Annotated in this window: 15 protein-coding genes, 1 tRNA gene and 1 pseudogene; 5 read left to right on the forward strand and 12 right to left on the reverse strand. The window is 65.8% G+C overall.

Annotated features, from left to right (window positions below; genetic code table 11):
• From DU475_RS03535 to DU475_RS03545, 3 genes and pseudogenes are all read right to left on the reverse strand, one after another.
• Positions 1-299 (reverse strand): annotated as a pseudogene (locus DU475_RS03535) (amino acid ABC transporter permease); the annotation flags it as partial.
• Complete coding sequence (locus DU475_RS03540; protein WP_164630718.1) at positions 296-1,501, reverse strand: amino acid ABC transporter permease; 1,206 nt, start codon at positions 1,499-1,501, stop codon at positions 296-298. The gene DU475_RS03540 and the pseudogene DU475_RS03535, both read right to left, overlap by 4 nt.
• Positions 1,502-1,521: 20 nt before the next feature.
• Positions 1,522-2,538: an amino acid ABC transporter substrate-binding protein gene (locus tag DU475_RS03545; RefSeq protein WP_013502608.1), complete on the reverse strand. Its 1,017-nt coding sequence runs from the start codon at positions 2,536-2,538 to the stop codon at positions 1,522-1,524.
• A 325-nt stretch (positions 2,539-2,863) separates the two neighbouring features.
• Here DU475_RS03545 and metC point away from each other — a divergent pair, with 325 nt between their 5' ends.
• Positions 2,864-4,060 carry a cystathionine beta-lyase gene (gene metC, locus DU475_RS03550; protein ID WP_164630720.1) on the forward strand — a complete coding sequence of 399 codons (1,197 nt, stop codon included), beginning with the start codon at positions 2,864-2,866 and terminating at the stop codon, positions 4,058-4,060.
• 169 nt (positions 4,061-4,229) lie between these two features.
• On the opposite strand, the gene DU475_RS03555 is transcribed toward metC, so the two are convergent.
• The 6 genes from DU475_RS03555 to DU475_RS03580 all read right to left on the reverse strand — a co-directional run bounded on the left by DU475_RS03555 (position 4,230) and on the right by DU475_RS03580 (position 15,432).
• Positions 4,230-4,568, reverse strand: coding sequence for a lipid-A-disaccharide synthase N-terminal domain-containing protein (locus DU475_RS03555; RefSeq protein ID WP_013502610.1), 339 nt, complete (start codon positions 4,566-4,568; stop codon positions 4,230-4,232).
• Positions 4,568-5,320, reverse strand: coding sequence for a glycosyltransferase family 2 protein (locus tag DU475_RS03560; protein WP_164630722.1), 753 nt, complete (start codon positions 5,318-5,320; stop codon positions 4,568-4,570). Before DU475_RS03560 ends, DU475_RS03555 begins: the two co-directional genes overlap by 1 nt.
• 66 nt (positions 5,321-5,386) lie before the next feature.
• Positions 5,387-6,229, reverse strand: a complete 843-nt coding sequence (locus DU475_RS03565) for a phosphatase PAP2 family protein (protein ID WP_164630724.1) — start codon at positions 6,227-6,229, stop codon at positions 5,387-5,389.
• Position 6,230: 1 nt separating this feature from the next.
• Positions 6,231-7,976: an ArnT family glycosyltransferase gene (locus DU475_RS03570; RefSeq protein ID WP_164630726.1), complete on the reverse strand. Its 1,746-nt coding sequence runs from the start codon at positions 7,974-7,976 to the stop codon at positions 6,231-6,233.
• 50 nt (positions 7,977-8,026) lie between these two features.
• The gene (gene pbpC / locus DU475_RS03575) at positions 8,027-10,138 is read right to left on the reverse strand and encodes a penicillin-binding protein 1C (RefSeq protein WP_502706838.1); all 2,112 of its coding nucleotides are present in this window, start codon (positions 10,136-10,138) and stop codon (positions 8,027-8,029) included.
• Positions 10,139-10,218: 80 nt separating this feature from the next.
• The gene (locus tag DU475_RS03580) at positions 10,219-15,432 is read right to left on the reverse strand and encodes an alpha-2-macroglobulin family protein (protein WP_164630729.1); all 5,214 of its coding nucleotides are present in this window, start codon (positions 15,430-15,432) and stop codon (positions 10,219-10,221) included.
• A 294-nt stretch (positions 15,433-15,726) separates the two neighbouring features.
• Between DU475_RS03580 and DU475_RS03585 the strand changes: the two genes are divergently transcribed.
• The 3 genes from DU475_RS03585 to DU475_RS03595 all read left to right on the forward strand — a co-directional run bounded on the left by DU475_RS03585 (position 15,727) and on the right by DU475_RS03595 (position 17,804).
• Positions 15,727-15,803: transfer RNA gene (locus DU475_RS03585), tRNA-Arg, on the forward strand.
• A 267-nt stretch (positions 15,804-16,070) separates the two neighbouring features.
• Entirely contained in the window at positions 16,071-16,391 is a 321-nt protein-coding gene (locus tag DU475_RS03590) for a hypothetical protein (RefSeq protein WP_164630731.1), read from the forward strand.
• A 30-nt stretch (positions 16,392-16,421) separates the two neighbouring features.
• On the forward strand, positions 16,422-17,804 hold the full coding sequence (locus DU475_RS03595) for an SIR2 family NAD-dependent protein deacylase (RefSeq protein WP_164630733.1): 1,383 nt from the start codon (positions 16,422-16,424) through the stop codon (positions 17,802-17,804).
• Positions 17,805-17,870: 66 nt separating this feature from the next.
• Here DU475_RS03595 and DU475_RS03600 read toward each other — a convergent pair whose 3' ends face one another.
• Positions 17,871-18,314: a peptidase associated/transthyretin-like domain-containing protein gene (locus DU475_RS03600; RefSeq protein WP_164630735.1), complete on the reverse strand. Its 444-nt coding sequence runs from the start codon at positions 18,312-18,314 to the stop codon at positions 17,871-17,873.
• A gap of 243 nt (positions 18,315-18,557) precedes the next feature.
• On the opposite strand from DU475_RS03600, the gene DU475_RS03605 reads away from it, so the two are divergent.
• Positions 18,558-18,911, forward strand: coding sequence for a hypothetical protein (locus DU475_RS03605; protein WP_142882641.1), 354 nt, complete (start codon positions 18,558-18,560; stop codon positions 18,909-18,911).
• On the opposite strand, the gene DU475_RS03610 is transcribed toward DU475_RS03605, so the two are convergent.
• Positions 18,912-19,391: a threonine/serine exporter family protein gene (locus DU475_RS03610; protein ID WP_164630737.1), complete on the reverse strand. Its 480-nt coding sequence runs from the start codon at positions 19,389-19,391 to the stop codon at positions 18,912-18,914.
• On the reverse strand, positions 19,388-20,194 hold the full coding sequence (locus tag DU475_RS03615) for a threonine/serine exporter family protein (RefSeq protein WP_164630739.1): 807 nt from the start codon (positions 20,192-20,194) through the stop codon (positions 19,388-19,390). The genes DU475_RS03610 and DU475_RS03615 overlap by 4 nt, the downstream gene beginning before the upstream one ends.
• Between the last annotated feature and the right edge of the window lie 81 nt (positions 20,195-20,275).

Consider the following 20,275-nt stretch of genomic DNA (forward strand, 5'->3'; position numbering starts at 1 on the left):
GAGAACTTCGCCTGGACGAACGGCCAGCAGGCCCCGACCGGATGCCCCACCGTCTCGGCGAGGCAATCTGTGCGGTTCGCTCCGGTCCAGACCGCATCGATCAGCAGGAACTTCACCGTCGGCACCACGGTGAAATAGAGCAGCAACGCGCCGACGACGGTCAGCAGGATGTTGGTCGGCGAGTTGAACAGCCGCTGCCGCGCCATTCCCACCAGGCCCGACCGATACACCGGGGGCGGCCGCTGCGGCACCATCTCGCCGCGCACGAACACCGGAGTGACGGCCCCGAGCTCGCTCATGCTCCCATGCTCCGGTTGATCCGCCACGCGTACAGGCTCATCAGGGCGCTGGTGACCAGCGAGATCAGCAGATACACCCCCATCGTGATGGCGATCACCTCGATCGCCTGCCCGGTCTGGCTCAGCGTGGTGCCGGCGAACACCGAGAACAGATCCGGATAGCCGATCGCCACTGCCAGCGACGAGTTCTTGGTCAGATTGAGATACTGGTTGGTGAGCGGCGGCAGGATCACCCGTAGCGCCTGCGGGATCACGATCAGCCGCAACGTCTGCCCCCGCGACAGGCCGAGCGACGCCCCCGCCTCCATCTGCCCCTTGTGCACCGACAGGATCCCGGCCCGGACGACCTCGGCAATGAACGCGGCTGTATAGGTCGACAGCGCCAGCGTCAGCGCCACGAACTCCGGCGGAAGCCGTGAGCCGCCGGCGAAATTGAAGCCGCGCAGGACCGGCACTTCGAAGGAGAACGGCCTGCCGAAGATCGCCACCGCGACGAGCGGCAGGCCGATCAGCAATCCGATCACCACAGGCCACACCCGCATCGGTTTGCCGGTCGCGAACAGTCGGCGCCGCGCATACAGCGGCAAGGCGATCGCCGCGGTCACCGCGATCAGCACCGCGACCAGGAACCCGTCGAGGCCGGCCTCACCGACCGGTCGCGGCACCACGATGCCACGATTGGACAGAAAGAAGCTGTCGAGCAGCGAGACGCTCTGGCGCGGCGCCGGCAACGTGCCGAGCACTGCCAGATACCAGAACAGGATTTGAAACAGCAGCGGCAGGTTGCGGACGACCTCGACGTAGCCGCCAGCAATCCGCGAGATCAGCCAGTTCGGCGACAGCCGGCCGAGCGCAACCATGAATCCGATCACGGTGGCGATGACGATCCCGACTGCCGACACCAAAAGGGTGTTGACCAGCCCGACCAGAAACACCCGCGTGTAGCTGTCGGACTCCTGATACGGAATCAGCGTCTGACTGACGCCGAACCCCGCGGTCTGCGACATGAACCCGAAGCCGGAGGCGATCCGCTGGTTGGCGAGGTTGTCGCGCGCATTGTCGACGATCTCGTAGCCGATCCAGCACAGCACCGCGACGAACAGCACCTGGGCGATCAGCCCCTTCCAGCCGGAGCGACCACCCAACGCACGCCGCAGTTTCGCGACGAACTGCGGCGGCGGTGGGCGTGCGTCGATCGCCATCGGCGCGGATCTTCAGCCGATCAGCGGATCGGGGGGGCGTACATGATGCCGCCCTTGTTCCACAGCTTGTTGAGGCCGCGCGCGATCTCAAGCTTGGAGCCGGAGCCAACGTTGCGCTCGAACGACTCCCCGTAATTGCCGGTGGCCTTGATGATGCGGGCGACCCAATCCTTGGTCAGGCCGAGCTGTTCGCCGAGGTTGCCGTCGGTGCCGAACACCCGCTTCAGCTCCGGCTTGTCCGACTTGGCCATCTCGTCGACGTTCTTCTGGGTGACACCGAGCTCTTCGGCGTTGATCAGCCCGAACAGCGTCCACTTGACGATGTCGAACCACTGATCGTCGCCATGGCGAACCAGCGGTCCGAGCGGTTCCTTGGAGATCACTTCCGGCAGCACGATGTGGTCGGCCGGGGTCGCCAGCTTCAGGCGCTGGGCGTAGAGCTGCGACACGTCGGAGGTGAAGACGTCGCAACGGCCGGTCTCGTAAGCCTTGACCGCCTCGTCGGCATTGGCGAATGCGATCACCTCGTATTTCATGTTGTTGCCCTTGAAATAGTCGGCAACGTTCTGCTCGTTGGTGGTGCCGGTCTGGACGCAGATCGACGCCCCGTTCAATTCCAGCGCCGAATTCACCTTGAGCGCCTTTTTGGCCATGAAGCCCTGACCGTCATAATAGCTGATGCCGGCGAAATTGACGCCGAGCGAGGTATCGCGCGACAGCGTCCAGGTGGTATTGCGCGACAGCACGTCGATCTCGCCGGACTGCAGCGCGGTGAAGCGGTCCTTGGCGGACAGCGGGACGAACTTCACCTTGCTCGGATCGTCGAAGATCGCGGCGGCGATCGCACGGCAGACGTCGACGTCGAGGCCGGTCCAATTGCCCTTGTCGTCCGGAGATGAAAATCCAGGCAGCCCCTGGCTGACGCCGCAGGACAGCATGCCGCGATCCTTGACCGTCTTCAGGGTCTGCGCGTCCGCTGACGACACCGAGACGACGGTTGCGGCAGCAAGGGCGACGACGAGCGATACACGTTTCATGGAATGACCTTTCAAGGGATGTCCTGGCCGCTTCAATCGGCTTCGTAGGCGATGCGTTCCGATTGGATCCACCGTTCGATCGCCCGAGGGCCCGCGCGCGGCAGCCGTCATTCCGGCGCCGCGCAGGTGGAAACTCTCGCCCGGCATTTGCGAGCCCCTCAGCACGGCGTCCAGACAGACCAGTATGCATCACAGAACGAGTTGCGCGCCGGGTCAAGGGGTTGACGGCCGTCTTCCAGAACCTGCTATTACACCCATTCGTCGAACCAGCCGTCGTGTGCGCCTCGCACGCTGTCACAAACGGCCCAACCACCAGCGAGCCGTCATGGACTCTTCCGATGCCAGCGGGACACCCGCGCCGCTCAGCACGCAGACCCGTCTCGTCACCGCGGGCCGCGACACAGTGGCCCAGCGCGGCTTCGTCAACCCGCCGGTGGTGCACGGTTCGACGGTGCTGTACCCGACCGCAGCCGACCTGCACGCGCATCGCGGCGAGTACTCCTACGGACGACACGGCACACCGACCACCAAGGCGCTGCAACAGGCGCTGATGGCGATCGAAGGCGAACAGTGCGCCGGCGTCGGCATTGCGCCGTCGGGCGTATCGGCGATCTCGACCGCCCTGCTCGCGGTGGTGAAAGCCGGCGACCATGTGCTGGTCTGCGACAATGCTTATCGCCCGACCCGGCTGTTCTGCGACCAGATGCTGAAACGGCTCGGCGTCGAGACCAGCTATTTCGATCCGCTGATCGGCGCCGGCATCGCCGCGCATCTCCGACCGAACACGACGGTGGTGCTGGTCGAAGCGCCCGGCTCGCAGTCGTTCGAAATGCCCGACATCCCGGCGATCGCCGCGGTCGCCAAGCAGCACGGCGCGCTGGTGATCGACGACAACACCTGGGCGACGCCGCTGTACCATCGCTCGCTGGAGCAAGGCGTGGATATCTCGATCCAGGCCGCAACCAAGTATATCGGCGGCCACTCCGACATCATGTTCGGCACTATCTCGGCCAACTCGGCTGCGTGGCCGAAGGTCTCGGAGGCGATCCGGCTGCTCGGCGTCTGTGCCGGACCGGACGACGTGTTCCTGGCGCTGCGCGGCTTGCGCACTCTCGAGGTGCGGCTGGCCCGTCACTATCAGGCAGGCCTCGAGATGGCCCGCTGGCTCGCCGCCCGTCCGGAGGTGCAGCGCGTGCTGCATCCGGCGCTCGACACCAATCCGGGCCACGCGATCTGGAAGCGCGATTTCACCGGCGCATCGGGACTGTTCTCGATCGTGCTGCAGGATGCGCCACAGGCCGCCGTCGACGCGCTGCTCGACAGCGTCAGGCTGTTCGGCATGGGCTATTCGTGGGGCGGATTCGAAAGCCTGGTGATCCCCTTCGACTGCGCGTCATACCGAACCGCGACGACCTGGAACCCGGGCGGCCCGGCGCTGCGGCTACATATCGGGCTGGAATCGACCGACGATCTGAAGGCGGATCTCGACCGCGGCTTCGCGGCGTTCAACGCGGCGCGCTGAAGGCGCTAGCTGTCAACGGGGTCATGGCGAGGAGCGGAGCGACGAAGCAATCCAGGAGCTCAGCACACGGAGCCGCTGGATAGCTTCGCCTTCGGCTCGCAATGACGTTGAGAGTCAGAATTTCGATCGTGCGCGCAGTCTGCGACTAACGCCGATTGCAGCACGCAGATCAGTTCGGCAGGCTCTCCGAGCCGCGGGCGTGCGCCTTGATGATCAGCATGATGTTGCGCACGTAGATGATGGTCGCCATCGCCTGACCGAGGATGATCACCGGCTCGCGCTTGGCGATGCCGTAGACCAGCGTCATCAGGCCGCCGCCCATCGAGAAAAACCAGAACGCCATCGGCACCACGCTCTTGCCGGCGCGCTCGCTGGAGATCCACTGCACCAGGAAGCGCGCAGTGAACAGCAGTTGCGCGACCAGCCCGAAGGCGAGCCAGAAATCGAACTTGGCGACGAACACATCGTACAGATAGTCGCCGAGTGCCTGACCGTATTGAATCAGCATCAGTTCACCTCTGTGGCGACCGGTGTCGCTTTCTTGCGGCGGATCAGCCACCACACTCCGGCCAGATCCATCAGCCCGACCCACAGCCGGTCGAAGAATCCGTAGTTCGACTTGCCCGACAATCGTGGCCGGTCGGCGACGTCGACATAGACGATGTCGAAGCCCTCGCGGCGCACCAATGCCGGCAGGAACCGATGCAAGCCGTCGAAATACGGCAGCGACAGGAACACGTCGCGCCGGAATGCCTTGAGGCCGCAACCTGAATCCCGGGTGCCGTCGCGGAGGATGCCGTTGCGGACCTTGTTGGCGACGCGCGACTGCAGCCGCTTGAAGCCGGTATCCTTGCGCCCCACCCGCTGGCCGGCGGCCAGACCGACCCGGGAGCCGCCCTGCTCCAGCGCGAAAATCATCTCGGGAATGAACGCCGGGTTGTTCTGGCCGTCGCCATCGAGCGTCGCCACGATTGCCCCGCGCGCCGCCCGTACTCCGGTACGCACCGCGGCCGACTGGCCGCACGACGACTCGTGGCGGATCTGGCGCAGATTGGACCGCTCGGCGCGCAGCGCAGCGAGCCGCTGCGGCGTCGCATCGGTCGAGCCGTCGTCGACATAGACGATCTCGTAGGCCCAGCGACCATCCAGCGCGGCAGCGATCTCGGCGATCAGCGGGCCGACGTTGTCGGCCTCGTTGCGCACCGGTACGACGATGGAGACCGCGGGCAGCGGTCCGGACGACATCAAGGTTTCAGGCATGCTTCGGAACAATCCGGGGCCGACGGGAACTCGCGGCCAGGCGCGCCATCGGTGCGCGCCCGCTTCTTATGGGGCCGTCGCCCCGCGGGCAACCCCTTTGAGCCGCTCCCAGGACGGCCCGTCGAGCGGATCGATGCTGCCGTCCGGGCGGATGGTGAAGGCCAGCCGCCGCGCGGCGAACCAGTAGCGCACCGCCATGGCGCCGACGATACCGAGCAGCGCCCCTGCGACGACGTCGCTGGGATGATGCGCCAGCAGCACCAGCCGGGTCGCCAGGATCGTCACCGTATAGAGGACCATCAAGCCGGTCAGCCGCGGCCACAGTGCCGAAATCGCAAACGCCAGCGCCGCGGCCGTGATGGAGTGGCCGGACGGCAGGCTGGCATAGGCTTCGTCCCAGGCGAACAGGGTGAAGTTGAACGGATCGGCGGCGCCGCCGACGAACGGCCGACCGCGGCCGATCACGCCCTTGAACACCTCGCCGGCCAGCACCGGCACCAGCACGGCCAGCAACACGAACTGCACCCGGGTGCCGACGCCGATCAGCACCGCGCGCGACGCGCCGCGCAGCCGTGGCAGCAGCAGCCACACCGCCACCGCCAACCCCGCCAAAATCCAAAGCACGTAACGCGACTTGCCGAATTCGGTCAGGATCCTGACCGGCCACAGCGACGGCGTGCCGCGCGGCAACATCGCGGAGATCACGACCGCATCGACGGCAAACATCAAGGCCACCGCCACCAGCGACAGCAGCGCCACCAGCAGCAGCGCCTGCCGCGCCGCCCGCCGGGCGGCCGCCGCGCGCCGCGAATGCGACGGCTCGCGCACCAGCCGTTTGAGCGACCAGCCGATCGCGCGCGGCAGCTCCACCAGATAGCCGGGTCTGCCGACGCTGTTCCCGCCGGCCATGCTATTGCGTGCCTTCGGAACGGAAGATCGCGATCGAAACCGGCTTGCCCTGCGAGAAGTTGTAACCGTCGATCCGCGCCGCCACGTTGTAGCGCAGCCCGATCGCCTCGGCGCGGGTAGCGAAGGCGCGCTCGCTGCGCGATTCCACGATCGCGAACCGGCAGGTGCCGCCGAGCAGGAAATCCGCGGCACCGGAGCCGTCGGTCAGCAACGTCCGGGTGTCGGTCATGAACACCAGGCTGGGCTCGTGATAGCCGGCGGCCGCAGCCTTCGGGCCGACGCAGACCACCTTGCGCAGCTCGCGCGCGATCTCCACGCTCGGAAACACCGGACGCAGCGTCGGCACCACGACGCCGAATACCGCGACGCTGAGAAACAGCGACGCCAAAGCGGCGTTCAGTAGCGAGGCCTCGGCGCGATTCTCGTCGAACAGGCGCCAGGCGAACAACCCAAAGATCAGCGACCCGGCGGCGAACGGCCATGCCAGGAAGATGGGGTGGCGCGTCAGATACACCGAACCGATCACCACCAGCGGCAGAATGATCGCCGGGATCGCGAACCACCATGCCGAACCGCGCGCCAGCCACGAGGACGACAGCACCCGGCGCTCGATCGCGCCCGCCGTCATGATCGCGATCGCGGGATACAGCGGCAGCACGTAATGCGGCAGCTTGGTGATCACCAGTTCGAACACGATCCAGCACGGAATCAGCCAGGCCAGGAGGTATTGCGCGCCCGGCTCACGCCGCGCCCGCCACACCGCCGGAGCAGCCATCGCCGCCAGTGGCGCTCCCGGCCAGAATGTCGCCCAGAACAGCAGGAAATACAGGCCGGGAGGCGCGCCATGCGACTCCATCGGGCTGGCGATCTTGCTCAGCATGTCGCCGCCGACCGAGTCGGCGAAGAAAGTATCGCCGGCGCGCAGATAGATCGCGATGAACCACGGCAGCACCCAGAGCAGCATCCACGGCACGCCGAGCAGCGGCCGCAGCCGCCACAGCCAGGCGACCGAGCGATCGAGAATCGCCAGCGGGATCACCGTCAGGGCGATGAACATGAGGATCAGCGGGCCCTTGAGCAGAATACCCGCAGCCAGCGCGGTCCAGAACACCGCCGGCACGATCCACGACCGCTCCGGATCGATGTCGCCGCGCTGCCAGCCGAGATAGGCCCGCGCCATCGCGCCCATCGCCGCGGTGACGGTGAACAGCAGGAACGCGTCGGTTTTTGCCAGCCGCGCCTCGACCCCGAGCAGGATGCAGCTACACAGCAGCAACCCGGCGACAACCGCCCCGCGCCGCCCGACGAAGGCGAGCGCCGCCCAATAGGTCATCAGCACCGCGCCGATCGCACCGGCCAGCGACGGCACCCGATACAGCCAGATCCGGACCTGGGCGCGCGGCAAGCCGAGCTTGCCGGCGGTCTCGACCACTGTGGCCTGCAGCCAATAGATGCCGACCGGCTTCTTGTAGCGGACCTCGTCCTGGTAACGGATGTCGATGAAGTCGCCCGTTTCGACCATCTGTTTGGTCGCCTGGGCGAACCGCGCTTCGTCACGGTCGATCGGCGGGATGTTGAAGAACCCCGGCAGGAAGAACAGCAGCCCGACCACCACCAGAAATACGGTCGCGCGCAGGTGGCTCACGGTCACGAAATCCAGCACCGCGACCAAGCCGCGGCCGGGATCGACGGTGGCTTTGGGTTCGCGCGGCGCGCCGAAACGGGGTCTGGCAGAGGTCTCGATCATCGGCTTCGCATACGATGAAACCGATACAGCGACAACCGGTTAGCCGGGCCCTATTGAATTCTGACGACAACTGTGTCCGCGGCGCCAGCAGCGTCCATCACGGTGAGCCGAACGAACCCCGGACCGGGCGGCGCGATCAGACGTTGCCGTCGTCCGTCGATCTCGCCGACCGACAGTCCATTGACCATCACGGTCATCGGCAGCACGCCGCCGGCGACCTTCACCGGCAGCGCGCCGACCGACGCTTCGCTGTCCGCATCGATCCGTGAGCCGTTCAGCGGAAACTGGATCCGCAGCGCCTTGTCGTCGCCGGCTTGCATCAGGTCGCCTGCCGGCCGGAACCGGCGGAGCGGCAGCGGCAGCTTGGCGTTGCTGGCGACCAGCGTCCCCCGCGGCGCCTTCGGCAGCGGTGCCCGCAGATGCCCGCTGCGTGCGAACGCGTCGAACAGCACCGGCGCCGCGGCGACGCGTCCAATCATCCCGGGCACCGGCGCCCCGTCCGGCCGGCCAACCCAGACCCCGATCGTCATCCGGCCGTCGAACCCGACCGACCAGGCGTCCCGGTAGCCGTAGGAGGTGCCGGTCTTGAACGCGATCTGGCTGCGCGCCGCGTTCTCCGGCGGCGGGGTGCCGAGCAGAACACTGCCGACCTGCCAGGCCGCGACTTGATCCATCAGGCGCAGAGTCTCGCGCTTGTCATTGCCGGACCTGGAAATTTCACGCAGCGGCAGAACGCTGCCGAGGCGCGGCAGCGCGCTGTAGAGCTGCACCAGGTCGATCAGCTTGACGCCGACACCGCCCAGCCCCATCGCCAGACCCGGCACCTCATCCTTGGGCAGCACCAGCTCGGTGCCAGCCTGCTTCAGCCGCGAGGTCAGGCGCGCCGCTCCGACCCGGTCGAGCAATGAGATCGCCGGGACGTTGAGCGACAATTGCAGCGCCTTGCGCACCGCCACGGTGCCCTGGAACGTCATGTCGAAATTTTCCGGCGCATAGGCGCCGAACCGCACCGGCCGGTCGTCGATCAGGCTTTCGGGGTGGACGAAGCCGTCCTCGAAGGCGAGGCCGTAGATGAACGGCTTCAAGGTCGAGCCAGGCGAGCGAACCGCCCGGGTCATGTCGACCTGGCCGGCGCGGCGATCGTCGAAATAATCGGCCGAACCGACATGGGCGAGCACCTCGCCGCTGGTGTTATCGACCGCCACGATCCCGATCGAGATCTCCGGCCCGAGCGCCGCGGCGCGGTCGCGCGCCAGGGTTTCGAGTGCGCGCTGCAGGCCGGCGTCGAGCGTGAGCCGGATCAGCGGCGCAGTCTTGTCGGTCGCCACCGCCTGGTCGGCCGAATGCGGCGCGAGAATCGGCATCGGCTTGCGCTGGCGCTGCACCGGCACCGCCCTCGCCTGCGCCGCATCCTCGGCGCTGACCACGCCGTCTTCGACCATCCGCGCCAGCACCCGGTCGCGCGCCTCGCGGGCGATGTCCGGATGGCGGTCGAGCCGGCGATGCTCGGGCGATTGCGGCAGCGCCACCAGCAGCGCCGATTCCGCCAGCGTCAGCCGTTTCGGCTCCTTGCCGAAATAGGCGATCGACGCGGCGCGGATGCCTTCGAGATTGCCGCCATACGGCGCCAGCGCGAGATACAAATCGAGGATCTGCTGCTTCGACAGCCGATGCTCCAACTCGACCGCCCGCACCATCTGCCGCAGCTTGGCGCCGACCGAGCGCTGGCGCCGCGGCTCCATCAGCCGCGCGAGCTGCATGGTGATGGTGGAGCCGCCGGAGACGATCCGGCCGTGGCTGACGAGCTGCAACGCGGCGCGTCCCACCGCGAGCGGATCGACGCCGTGATGCCGATAGAAGCGCTTGTCCTCATAAGCGAGCAGCAGCTTGAGGTAGCGCGAATCGACTTCGGTCGCGGCATCGACCGGCAGCCGCCAACGTCCGTCCGCCATCGCATAAGCGCGCAGCAGCTTGCCGTGGCGGTCGACCACCGTCACCGAGGTCTGCCGCGCCTCATCGAGCGGCAACGGGCCGAGCGAGACGGCGTAAGTGAAAAGGCCGCCGGCCGCTACAACGACCGCAACCGCCGACACGATCACGCCCCGCTTGAGCCACGACCATCCTCTCCGCCCGTCATGGCCGGGCTTGTCCCGGCCATCCACGTCTTTCGCCGTCGACGGGTCAGGCGTGGATGCCCGGGACGAGCCCGGGCATGACGATCGTGGTGGTGTGGGGGCCACGCTCATTTCGCCGACCGCACCTCGATCGTGCCGGTGCCGGTGCGGCCGTAGCGCGAGGGATTGTACATGTCCTCGACCACGGCCTGCGGCAGCACGTATTTGCCGGGCGACACCGCGCGCACTACGTAGGCGACCGTGAACACCGCCTTGTCGTCGGCCTTGCGGTCGATCGCGGCGGTGAAGCGGTCGTCGCGGAACTCGGTGTTCACCGGCTCGGCGCCGTCGGCGATCCAGCCCAGCGTGCCGGAGTCGCCCGACGACACCAGATGCGGATTGTCGATCTCGAGCCCCGCCGGCAGGTAGTCGGCGATCATGACGTGGCCGTATTCCGGCTTCGGCTCGGTGATCGTCAGCACCACCGCGAAACGGTCGTTCTGCTTCGCCTTGGTGATGTCGGCCGGCTCGCCGCCGAGCGTGAAGTAATTGCGCTCGATCTTGAAGCCGTTGCTGGCGGCCGGCTCCGGCGTGATCGGCGAACCGCTCACCGTCACCACCGCCTGCACCGGATTGTCACCGGTATTGGCGATCTTGAGCGGCTGCGCCTTCACCTCGTCTGCCTTGTAGCTGCGATACAGCGCCGTCTTCACCGCATCGCCATTGAGGTCGAGCGCCATCGTCTCCTTGGCGAGCGCGCGCGCCGCCAGCACCAGCCAGGCGTTTTCCTGGGTCGAGGTGTAGGGCGACAGTCCGCGCGCGGCTTCGACCCGCTGCACCGCCGTCGTCAGCGTCGGCCGCGGCGCGTTGCCTTCGCTGGCGAGCGACACCAGGGCCGCGGCATCGCGCAGCTCGGAGCCGTAATCGACCCGGCCGAACACGATCGACGGCTTGGGGTTGAGGCTGTCGGCCGCCGCCGCATAGACCCGCTCGGCCCGCGCACGATCGCCGACCAGCGCCAGCGCCGCGGCAAGCTGTGCCTTGGCGATCGGGGTGGCCAGCTTGTCGAGCTTGGTGTCGGCGAGATAGCGCAGGTCGCCGATCGGCGCCGCGCCGTTGCGCGCGAGCACGTAAAGCCCATAAGCGAGATCGCGGCCGCCGTCCTTGTCCGGCTCGTCAGCATTGACCACCGAGTTGCGGATGCGGTCGAGCGCGGCGCGGAACGCGACGTCCGGCACCACGAAGCGCTTCTCGCGCGCCCGGGTCAGGAAGTCGGTGACGTAGGCGTCGAGCCAGGCATCGTCGCCGCCGGTCGACCACAGGCCGAACGAGCCGTTCGAGCCCTGCCGCGACAGCAGCCGGTCGATCGCGCCCTTGATCCGCTCGTCGGCACTGCCGTCCATCGCCAGATGCGCGCCGGCGGCGAGATCGTTGACGTAGAGCAGCGGCATCGCCCGGCTGGTGATCTGCTCGGAGCAGCCGAACGGATAGCGGTCGAGCGCCTTGAGGATGGTGGCGGCGTCGAGCGCGGTCGACAGACTGACCGACAGCGACAGTCCGCCGGTGCCCGGCACCAGGTCCGAGAACATGTCGGAGGTCAGCGTCAGGCTTTCGCCCTTGGCCAGCGTCCGGATCGAGCGCCGCGCCAGGGTCTGGTTGGCGGGACGGACGTCGAGCGCATAATGCCGCGCCAGCGACAGGCCGTTGGGGCCCTGGATCGCGACGTCGAGCGCAGCCGTCCCGGCTCCGCCGGCGTCCAGCATCAGCTTGGCCGAGCCGCGCTGCTTGGCGGCGAGCTTCAGCGTCGTTGCCGCTTCGCCGCTCAGCTTCACCGGACCGCTGGCGCTGACCTTGATGGTGTAGTCGCCGGCAGCGCCTTCGACGTTGTCGAGATCGAACGCCATGGTGCCGCGGTCGCCGTTGCGCAGGAAGCGCGGCAGCGTGGTGGTCAGCACCACCGGATCGCGCACGGTGACGTCGGTGTTGGCGCGGCCGACCTTGGTGGCGGTCCACGCCACCGCCATCACCCGCGCGGTGCCGGCGAATTCGGGGATGTCGAAGTCGATCGTCGCGGTGCCATCGGCCGCCACGGTGACGATGCCGGAATACAGCGCCAGCGGCTTCTGCGTCGGCGGGCTGCCCTGCAGCTCCGCCGCCGAGGCGTCACCGCCAGAGCGGATCTGGCCGCGCGCGCCCTGCATGCCATCGATCAACTGGCCATAGAGATCGCGGATCTCCGCGCTCAGCCGGCGCTGGCCGAGATAGTACACATCCGGTGCCGGCGGCTTGTAGCCGGTGAGATTGAGAATGCCGACGTCGACCGCGGCGACCACGATCTTGGCGTCCTCGCCGGGCGACAGCCCGCCGAGCCGGACCGGCAGCTTCAGCGTCGTCGACGGCCGCACCAGGGCCGGCGGCGACAGTTCGACCGACAGCGTGCGCGCCGCCTTGTCGATGCCAAACCATTTCAGGCCGATCGCGCGGCCCGGCATCCGCTGCGCGGCGGTGTCGAGCGGCCGGCGCAGCGTGGTGACGACATAGGCGCCCGAGCCCCAATCCTTGCCGACGCTGAGCTTGACCTGCGAGCTGCCCGGCTTGACCTGCAGCGACTGCGTGGTCAGCAGCCGGTCGCCGAGCACGTTGACGGTCAGAAGACCCGCGGTGCGCGCGTTCACCGTCACCGTCATGGTGTCACCGGAGGCGTATTCCGGCTTGTCGATCGAGGTCTCCAGCAGATCCGGGGTGTCGGCCGAACCATCCGAATACCAGCCGACGTCGAACTGCACCGAGGTCAGCGGACCGGCCACATCGGCGGTCTTGACGTCGAGCCGGTAGCGGCCGGGCTCCGGATTGAACTGCAGCCGTGCCGGCTCGCCGGCCTTGATCGACAGATCGCCGTCGGCGACCCGCTTGGTCGACTTCACCGGCTCGTAATCCCAGGACGAGTTCTGCCGGTACCACTGATAATGCGACTCGATCTTGAGCAACTCGTAACGCAGGCCGCTGCGCGCCAGCGAGGTGCCGTCCGGCGCAACGAACGCGACGTCGAACTTGGCGACATCGCCCTCGGGAACGTTGCGGTCGGCGAACAGCGGCTTGACGCCGATCATCGCCGCCGCCGGCGCGACCGGCAGCACCAGCTTGCGCTCGACGGCGCGGCCGCCGGCTTCCGCCATCCGAACGAAGATCTGCGCTTCCTGCGGCCGGGTCGAGGACGGCGGCTTCGGCAGGCTCACCTCGAACGTGGCGGCGCCATTGGGGTCGGTCTCGGGCAGGTTCTCGAGCGGGGTGCGCTCGTTGCTGGTGGTCTCCTCGTCGGCGACGCCGAACTGATAGCCGGGATAGCCCGGCCGTGCATCGGCCGGCGCCACCAGCAGGTCGCCTTCGAGCTGGAGCGCCGAGGCCGGCGCGCCGTACAGGAAGCGGCCGTCGACCTTAAGTTCCACAGGAGCATCAGCTTTGATCGCCTTGTCCTTGGTGGAAATGTCGAATTCGATCCGATCGGGAACATAGTCTTCGACCATGAAGGTGGTTTCGCCGACGCTTCCCCCCTTCGGATCGGTGAACGCGCGGACCCGCCAGGTGCCGGTCGGCACCGCCGAATTGAGCGCAACATCGAGGCTGCGGCCGCCGGCGCCCTGATCGGACAGCACGGCGCGGCGGTATTCGACGCCGTCGGGACGCTCCACCACCAGCGTCATCGGGCTGGCGGTCAGCGCCATGCCCTGGCCGTCGCGCAGCAGCGCGGTGAGGTGCACGGTCTCGCCGGAGCGGTAGACGCCGCGCTCGGCATAGACGAAGGCGTCCGCCCCGGCCGGCACCGCGCGCCCGGCGACGCCGCGGTCGGACAGGTCGAAGGCGTTGCTCTTGAGGCTGAGGAAGGCGTAATCGGCCTTGTCGCGGCTCGCGGTCAGCAGCGCCGGCGACAGCCCGCCCTCGCCGCGCGCCAGCCCGGCTTCGAACAGGATGTGGCCGGAGGCGTCGGTCTTGCGGGTCGCCAGCACTTCGTTGTTGCGCGCGATCAGCCGCACCTCGGTATTGGCGAGCGGATCGGTCGAGGCCAGCGAATTGACGAAGACGTGGATGCCGTCATTGCCGGAGAACGCGGTCAGGCCGAGGTCGGAGACGATGAACCACTGGGTGGCGATCTGGCCGTCATCGTCGGAATTGGGGATCGGGCCTTTCGGCGCCGCGGTCATCACATAGACGCCGGGCTGCAGGTCGCCGAGCACCTGGTCGACCGGGAACGCGGTGGTGACGTCGGCATTCAGCGCCGCGGCCGCGGTGTCGAGCTCGCCCGACCACACCTTGGCGCCGCGCTCGTTGCCGAGGTCGCCGAGCTGGTAGCGGTTCAGCGTGCGCTGGAAGTCGCTGTCGACCACGGTGTTGATCAGATTGCGGTCACCGATCCGGAACACCTGCACCGCGACGGTCGGAGTGTTGACGCTGACCAGCGGGATGCCGCGCTGGCCGGTGCGCGGCAGCACATAGGCCCGGCCAGTGAAGCGGACCAGCGGCTTGCGGTCTCGGACATAGACGTTGAACTCGGCCGACTTCGCCAGCGCCTCCTTCACGGTCGACGGCAGGCCGGCGCGCAGATTGATGTTGTAGCGCTCGCCGTGCTTCAGCCCCTCGACGCAGAGCTGGCGGTCCTCGGCGCTGATCGCCGGCTTGTCGGTGCCGGCCAGCGTCACATAGGGCGCAAAATCGGTGCGCTTGGCGAGTTCCTCGGAGAACTGGAAGCATACCCTGGGCGACGCCGAATCCGAATCGACGGTGTAATCGAGCAGCCGGAAGCCGTGATCGGCGCGCAGCTTCTCATATTGGCCGCGAATGTCGGCGACCTCGCGCAGTTCCAGCGAAATCCGCAAGGCATCAAGCGCCGGCCGCCACAGGCTGCGGTCGGCCATCGCGCGGCCGAGCAGCGCCAGCGCGGCGGCCTCCTCGCCGGGGCTCTTGGCGCGCTGATAGGCGATATAGGCGGCGGTGGTGGCGCGTTCGCGCAGGAAGGTCTGTTCGGAACTGGTGGCGGCCTTGATCTGCAGCACGGTGCGGGCCAGCCGCTGCCAATTGTCGCCGTCGGACGGATCGAGCGCCGCGATCTGCCCCAGAATCTGCAGGCCGCTGCGGTAATCGCCGCGCTTGAACGCGGCGTCGGCGTCGCCGCGCAGCACCGCGGCCTGTTTGTTGGTGGCCGCCGCCTCGCTCTTGATCTGGGCTTCGAGCTTGATCGCGGCGTCCGCCAGCTCGTCGCGCTGGAACGCCTTGTCGGCCGCCTGTGCCGATGCGAGCCCGAGCGCCAATCCGGCGCAAAGCGTGAGGGCGCGAACCAGACCGATCATGCTGAACTCCCTTGCCGCGAACGAGCGCCGCGTTAGACCCTTGCGCGTTTAGACCCACGTCATGCCGTGACGAAGATGACGCCGTGATGGCTCGGACCGGCACAAGGCCCGGCCGTCTTATCCATCCTCCGCCCCTCGCCGGCCACCGGCCCGCTTCAGAACTCGCATCCTCGCCCGCCCGCGCGACGAACACAACGCGCCGCATGCGTTGGACGCCGGATGGTGGCAAATGGTTCGGGGCGGTTGTGGCGGAGCCGGATTTTTTGTATCCGGTGGTGCTATAAAGCCCCCAACGGTCCCATAGCTCAACTGGATAGAGTAGCGGATTTCTACTCCGCGGGTTGCAGGTTCGAATCCTGCTGGGATCGCCATTCTTTTCGCCAGCAGGATCCTCTTTGCGATAGACCTTCGGAGCTAAGCTGAATCATCAATTTCACTTCGCAACACTCGGCTGATCCAACCCCTACGATTTGAATTCTTTCGCTATACGGGAGCCCCGCCGGTCGGCCACGGTCATTTCAGGAGACGCCTAGCACAGGCGCCGGAGAATCGGCGTCGGCGCCACGGAATGGCAAAAAGTTCGTTGCTCTCGCGTTGTCATTGCGATTGGATGAAACTTTCATTGAAGGTCATTCGCCATGCCAAAATCTTTAACACTCAGTCACGACCTCGAATTCTCAAGCATCACCGACGCCAAGAAGCACTTTGACCTATTCCGCACCGGCGGCGACCTTCAAAAAGACGTCCCGAAGGAGCAATTTGAACAGCTCAAATTGCTCTACGACGCATACTGCAAGGCAACCGATTACACCCCCAAGGGTGAAGTTGTCGCATTCTTTCCAACTATTGAAAACCGCAATGGCGGACACACACGGTGCCTTGCTGCACGATTCTCCGATGGGACACCCCAGACATTTTCTCTCGACAAAGCATTAAGAGCGGTCGCATCAGGCGATTAGTTTCTATTCATCCTACACCCGGGCACCCTAATGGCTGACGAAACTGCAAAGCCTATCAACGCCGAACACCTTCGCTACATTGAGCGCACTAGCAGCTTAATACGCGACACGCTGGACGAAATGCAGTGCCAGCCGATCTTCTTCGTAGGCTCCGGCATCTCAAAGAGGTACTTTGGCTGCCCTGGCTGGCTCGAACTACTCAATGCCATCGCTACAAGAATCGGAATTTCGGCGGACGAATTTAGCTATCTCATGCAAAAGCATGACCATGCAGCCATTGCACTAGGCCAAGAACTCCAGGAACGAGTCTTCGAATGGGCCTGGAAATCGGGAAAATCCCAATTTCCAGACACCTATTTTCGGACAGACGTACATCGCGCCCATTTCTTGAAACACATGGCCTGCGAAATAATATCCCAGCGCGTCCCAAAAGACTCCGCGATCAAGAAACTGCCCCTTCACGAAGAGATTTCTCTTCTTCAGGCAACCGCACCGCACGCCATAATCACAACCAACTATGACAGTTTTCTTGAATCTCTATTTCAAGGCTACGAAGCGATCGTCGGAGAAAGAGTTATCCGCTACAACCTAAACATGGTCGGCGAAATATTCAAAATCCACGGTAGCAGCAACGATCCTTCAACACTCGTACTAACGCATGACGATTATGAAAATTATAGAGAGAAGAAGAAGTACATCTCCGCAAAACTATTGACCTATCTCGCTGAACATCCTGTCTTCATTTTAGGATATGGATTCGGCGACCCCAACGTAACCTCAATCATTGAAGACGTCGGGGAAATCATTGGAGAAGACGACCGGTTCATAAAGAACATCTTCTACGTCCAATGGAACGAGTCCGTTCATGAACAAAGCTCGTTCCGCGAAGAATACGTCATTGGATCTGGAACAAAGCAATATCGAGTACGAGCAATTGAAGCGAACGAGTTTTCGTGGATTTTCAGGGCTATTGCTCAAGAGCGGCAGATAAAAGCCATCAACGTGCGAACACTTCGTGCTGTAGCATCGAGAATGTACAAGCTAATCAGAACAGACATTCCGCGACGTCAGTTTGAAGTAAATTATCAAACGCTCGAAGGGCTCATGAGCTCAGATGAGAACCTACCCAACCTGCTAGGCATCGTTCCCGCCAGCAATACAAACATGTCCCACCCACTCGTATTAACGCAAGTAGGTCAGCGGCTTGGTTATCCGAGCTGGCACGGCGCGCGAAAGCTGATTGAACGAATACATTCTGAGAAGGGCGTCAACATCCTCTCCACGGACAATCGATATCACTGCGCCGTAAAATCAGGGACCGGACCTCACTCTAACGTCAGAAAATACTCTACGGAACTTGTTGAGCTCCTGAAATTGGTGAAAGCGGGCTCGCCTTACACTGTGACGCTATGAACTTTGAATTTCGTGAGATTAGTTGCTGTGGCGAACGCCCGTCGGACCATTGAAAGCCATCCCTGATCAGCTCACCGGCACCCGCGGCTTGCGATGATGCCGGACGACCGGTGGCGGCGGCGCAGGCACCGGCTGCAGCGTCACCACGACCGGGTTCGGCTTGTGGTCCATCGCGGCGCCGGTGGCGGCGTCGACGCCCATGCCGACCACTCCGCCGAGCAGCAGGTTGCCGGCAAAGCCGGCGCCGCCGCTGCCGGAGACTTCGCGGGTCAGCGGGATGATCTGCGGCTCATAGCCCTCTTTGCTCAGGCTGACGGTGATGTCGGCGTTGCGGTTGACCTCGACCACGCACGGCGTGACGCAGGAAAACGGCGCCTCGGTGCCGGACACATCGGCCTTGGCGCCGGCCGGCGTGCTCGCAATCGAAATGTTCTCCGTGGTGCCGCGCGTCACCGACGCGCACCCCGACAGCAGCAACGCGGCCAGCGCCGCGCCTCCCCATGACCGCATCGCAATCCCCCTGATACCGATGCTCCCAGAGCACCGTGTTTCAGCGAGATTTCAAGCCGCTGCGGCGCGCCGAAGCCGCAACTGAGACGCAGAGACAAACCTATCTGCAGGATGTCCCCACCGCGGGCGATCCCGGCCGAGCTGCAGTCCGAATTTTACCGGCGATCCCGCTCGCATGACGCTACAGCGGCCCTGTGGCAGAATCGGATACCGATCTGCATTCCGGCAAGCATTCGAGATCTCGTGGACCAATCCCAAGCCCGAGCGATTCTGCATCTGAAAGCGGAGATCGTCCGCGTCCGCTCGTTCGGCCAGTCGCACAGCTATAAGTTCTGGGCCTTCAAGGTCGACGAGATCACCGATCCGGTGTGGACCGAAGGTGCGACCACCACATCGACGGTGTGGCTGACCACCGATTACGGACTGCTCGACGGCACCGGATACCGGGACCGCCGCAAATTCCGGATCGATCCCGGCGGCCGGGTGTCGCTGATCCAGGCCAGCAGCCACGACGGCAGCATCGTCGAGGGCCGTAATGCCGGACGGCTGGCGAGCGGCGTGGCGCGCTCGGTGGCCTGGCCCGGAACCGGGCGCTGATCAGAACTGCCGGCTCTTCAAGAGATACGCCGGGATCGCCAGCCCCGCTCCGATCGCGCCGACGATCGACAGCACCCGGACGAACGCCTGCGACGCCGCGACGATCTGCGCGGTGGACGAGCCGGTGGTGTCGGCGGCGACCGCCATATAGCCGAGCATCGCCTGGCCGAAGAACGCGCCCGGCACCATCGGGATGCAGCCGGCCAGCGCGACGGCGTTGCAGGCCGGCCCGAGCCAGCGCAGCGCCAGGATCGCCGTGAACGAGGTGACCAGCGCAGCGACGAAGGTCGCCGCCTCGATACTGCCGCCGGTTTGCTGCACCACGGTGCGCACCGCCAGCGCCAACGCGCCCGCGACCGCACACCACGCCAGCGACCGCCAGCCGAAATTGAACAATACGCCGAAGCCGGCCGCCGCCAGCGCCCCGAACGCCGCCTGATGCGCAAGATAGGGCAGCATATTCATCCAGGTCGCGCTCATGTGTGGATTCTCAGCACGAATTCGGCCAGCCACAGCCCGGTGACGGCGAACACCATGATCATGATCACGGTGACGGCGCGGGCGCTGCCCATGGTCGGATAGCCGTCCATTACGTCGGTCTGGGCGTTGGTCGACGGCACGCCCGGCACCAGCAGCAGGATCGACGCCATCATGGCCAGCTCGGTGGTCGAGCTGCCGATCAGCCGCGCGCCAAGGCCGCCGAGCGCCGCCGAGATGCAGCCGACGATGGCCGCGACCACGAACACGTTGAAGCGGCGGCCGAGCAGCAGATGGCGGACGCCCTGCCCGATGCTGGCCGCGGCCAGCACCGGCCCGAACGACAGCCAGTCCGAGCCGAGCAGCCGGCCGAACGCCGCGCAGGCGGCGCCGGTGGCGATCGCCACCAGCCACGGCGGATGCCGCGGCGTATCCTTCTGCAGCCGCTTCAGCTCGGCTTCGATCGCATCCGGCGTCATGTCGCCTTGCGAGGCGCGCTTCAGCAGCTCGCGCACCGCGAAGTCGAGCCGGTGGTTCACGCCGTGCGGGCCGATCTGCATCATGCGGGTGATGCTGTGGTGGCCGCGCGCCAGCGTGATCTCGAACGAGGCGTAGCCGGAGCGCATCCCCAGCACCTCGACGCCGAGCCCCTCCGCCACCATCCGCGCGCCCTCATGCACCACGCGCACCGACGCCCCGCTCTGCGCCAGCACCGCCCCGGCCTGCAGCGCGACGTGCGAGATCCGCGCCAGCGAATACGGGTGAATCGGTTCGAGGTCGGCGGGATCTGGCTGAATCATCGTCATGGTGGATCGCTATACAGATCGAACGTGGGCGAAAGCGGGATTGGTACAATATGCGCGCCGGACGGATACCACACGGCAACT

It is taken from the genome of Rhodopseudomonas sp. WA056 (assembly GCF_010906995.1).
In the GTDB taxonomy this organism is placed as follows: Bacteria; Pseudomonadota; Alphaproteobacteria; order Rhizobiales; family Xanthobacteraceae; genus Rhodopseudomonas; species Rhodopseudomonas palustris_G.

Coding starts and splice junctions, on each gene's coding strand:
- DU475_RS03540 (WP_164630718.1), bottom strand. CDS start 1,501: ATGGCGATCGACGCACGCCCACCGCCGCCGCAGTTCGTCGCGAAACTG.
- DU475_RS03545 (WP_013502608.1), bottom strand. CDS start 2,538: ATGAAACGTGTATCGCTCGTCGTCGCCCTTGCTGCCGCAACCGTCGTC.
- metC (WP_164630720.1), top strand. CDS start 2,864: ATGGACTCTTCCGATGCCAGCGGGACACCCGCGCCGCTCAGCACGCAG.
- DU475_RS03555 (WP_013502610.1), bottom strand. CDS start 4,568: ATGCTGATTCAATACGGTCAGGCACTCGGCGACTATCTGTACGATGTG.
- DU475_RS03560 (WP_164630722.1), bottom strand. CDS start 5,320: ATGCCTGAAACCTTGATGTCGTCCGGACCGCTGCCCGCGGTCTCCATC.
- DU475_RS03565 (WP_164630724.1), bottom strand. CDS start 6,229: ATGGCCGGCGGGAACAGCGTCGGCAGACCCGGCTATCTGGTGGAGCTG.
- DU475_RS03570 (WP_164630726.1), bottom strand. CDS start 7,976: ATGATCGAGACCTCTGCCAGACCCCGTTTCGGCGCGCCGCGCGAACCC.
- DU475_RS03580 (WP_164630729.1), bottom strand. CDS start 15,432: ATGATCGGTCTGGTTCGCGCCCTCACGCTTTGCGCCGGATTGGCGCTC.
- DU475_RS03590 (WP_164630731.1), top strand. CDS start 16,071: ATGCCAAAATCTTTAACACTCAGTCACGACCTCGAATTCTCAAGCATC.
- DU475_RS03595 (WP_164630733.1), top strand. CDS start 16,422: ATGGCTGACGAAACTGCAAAGCCTATCAACGCCGAACACCTTCGCTAC.
- DU475_RS03600 (WP_164630735.1), bottom strand. CDS start 18,314: ATGCGGTCATGGGGAGGCGCGGCGCTGGCCGCGTTGCTGCTGTCGGGG.
- DU475_RS03610 (WP_164630737.1), bottom strand. CDS start 19,391: ATGAGCGCGACCTGGATGAATATGCTGCCCTATCTTGCGCATCAGGCG.
- DU475_RS03615 (WP_164630739.1), bottom strand. CDS start 20,194: ATGACGATGATTCAGCCAGATCCCGCCGACCTCGAACCGATTCACCCG.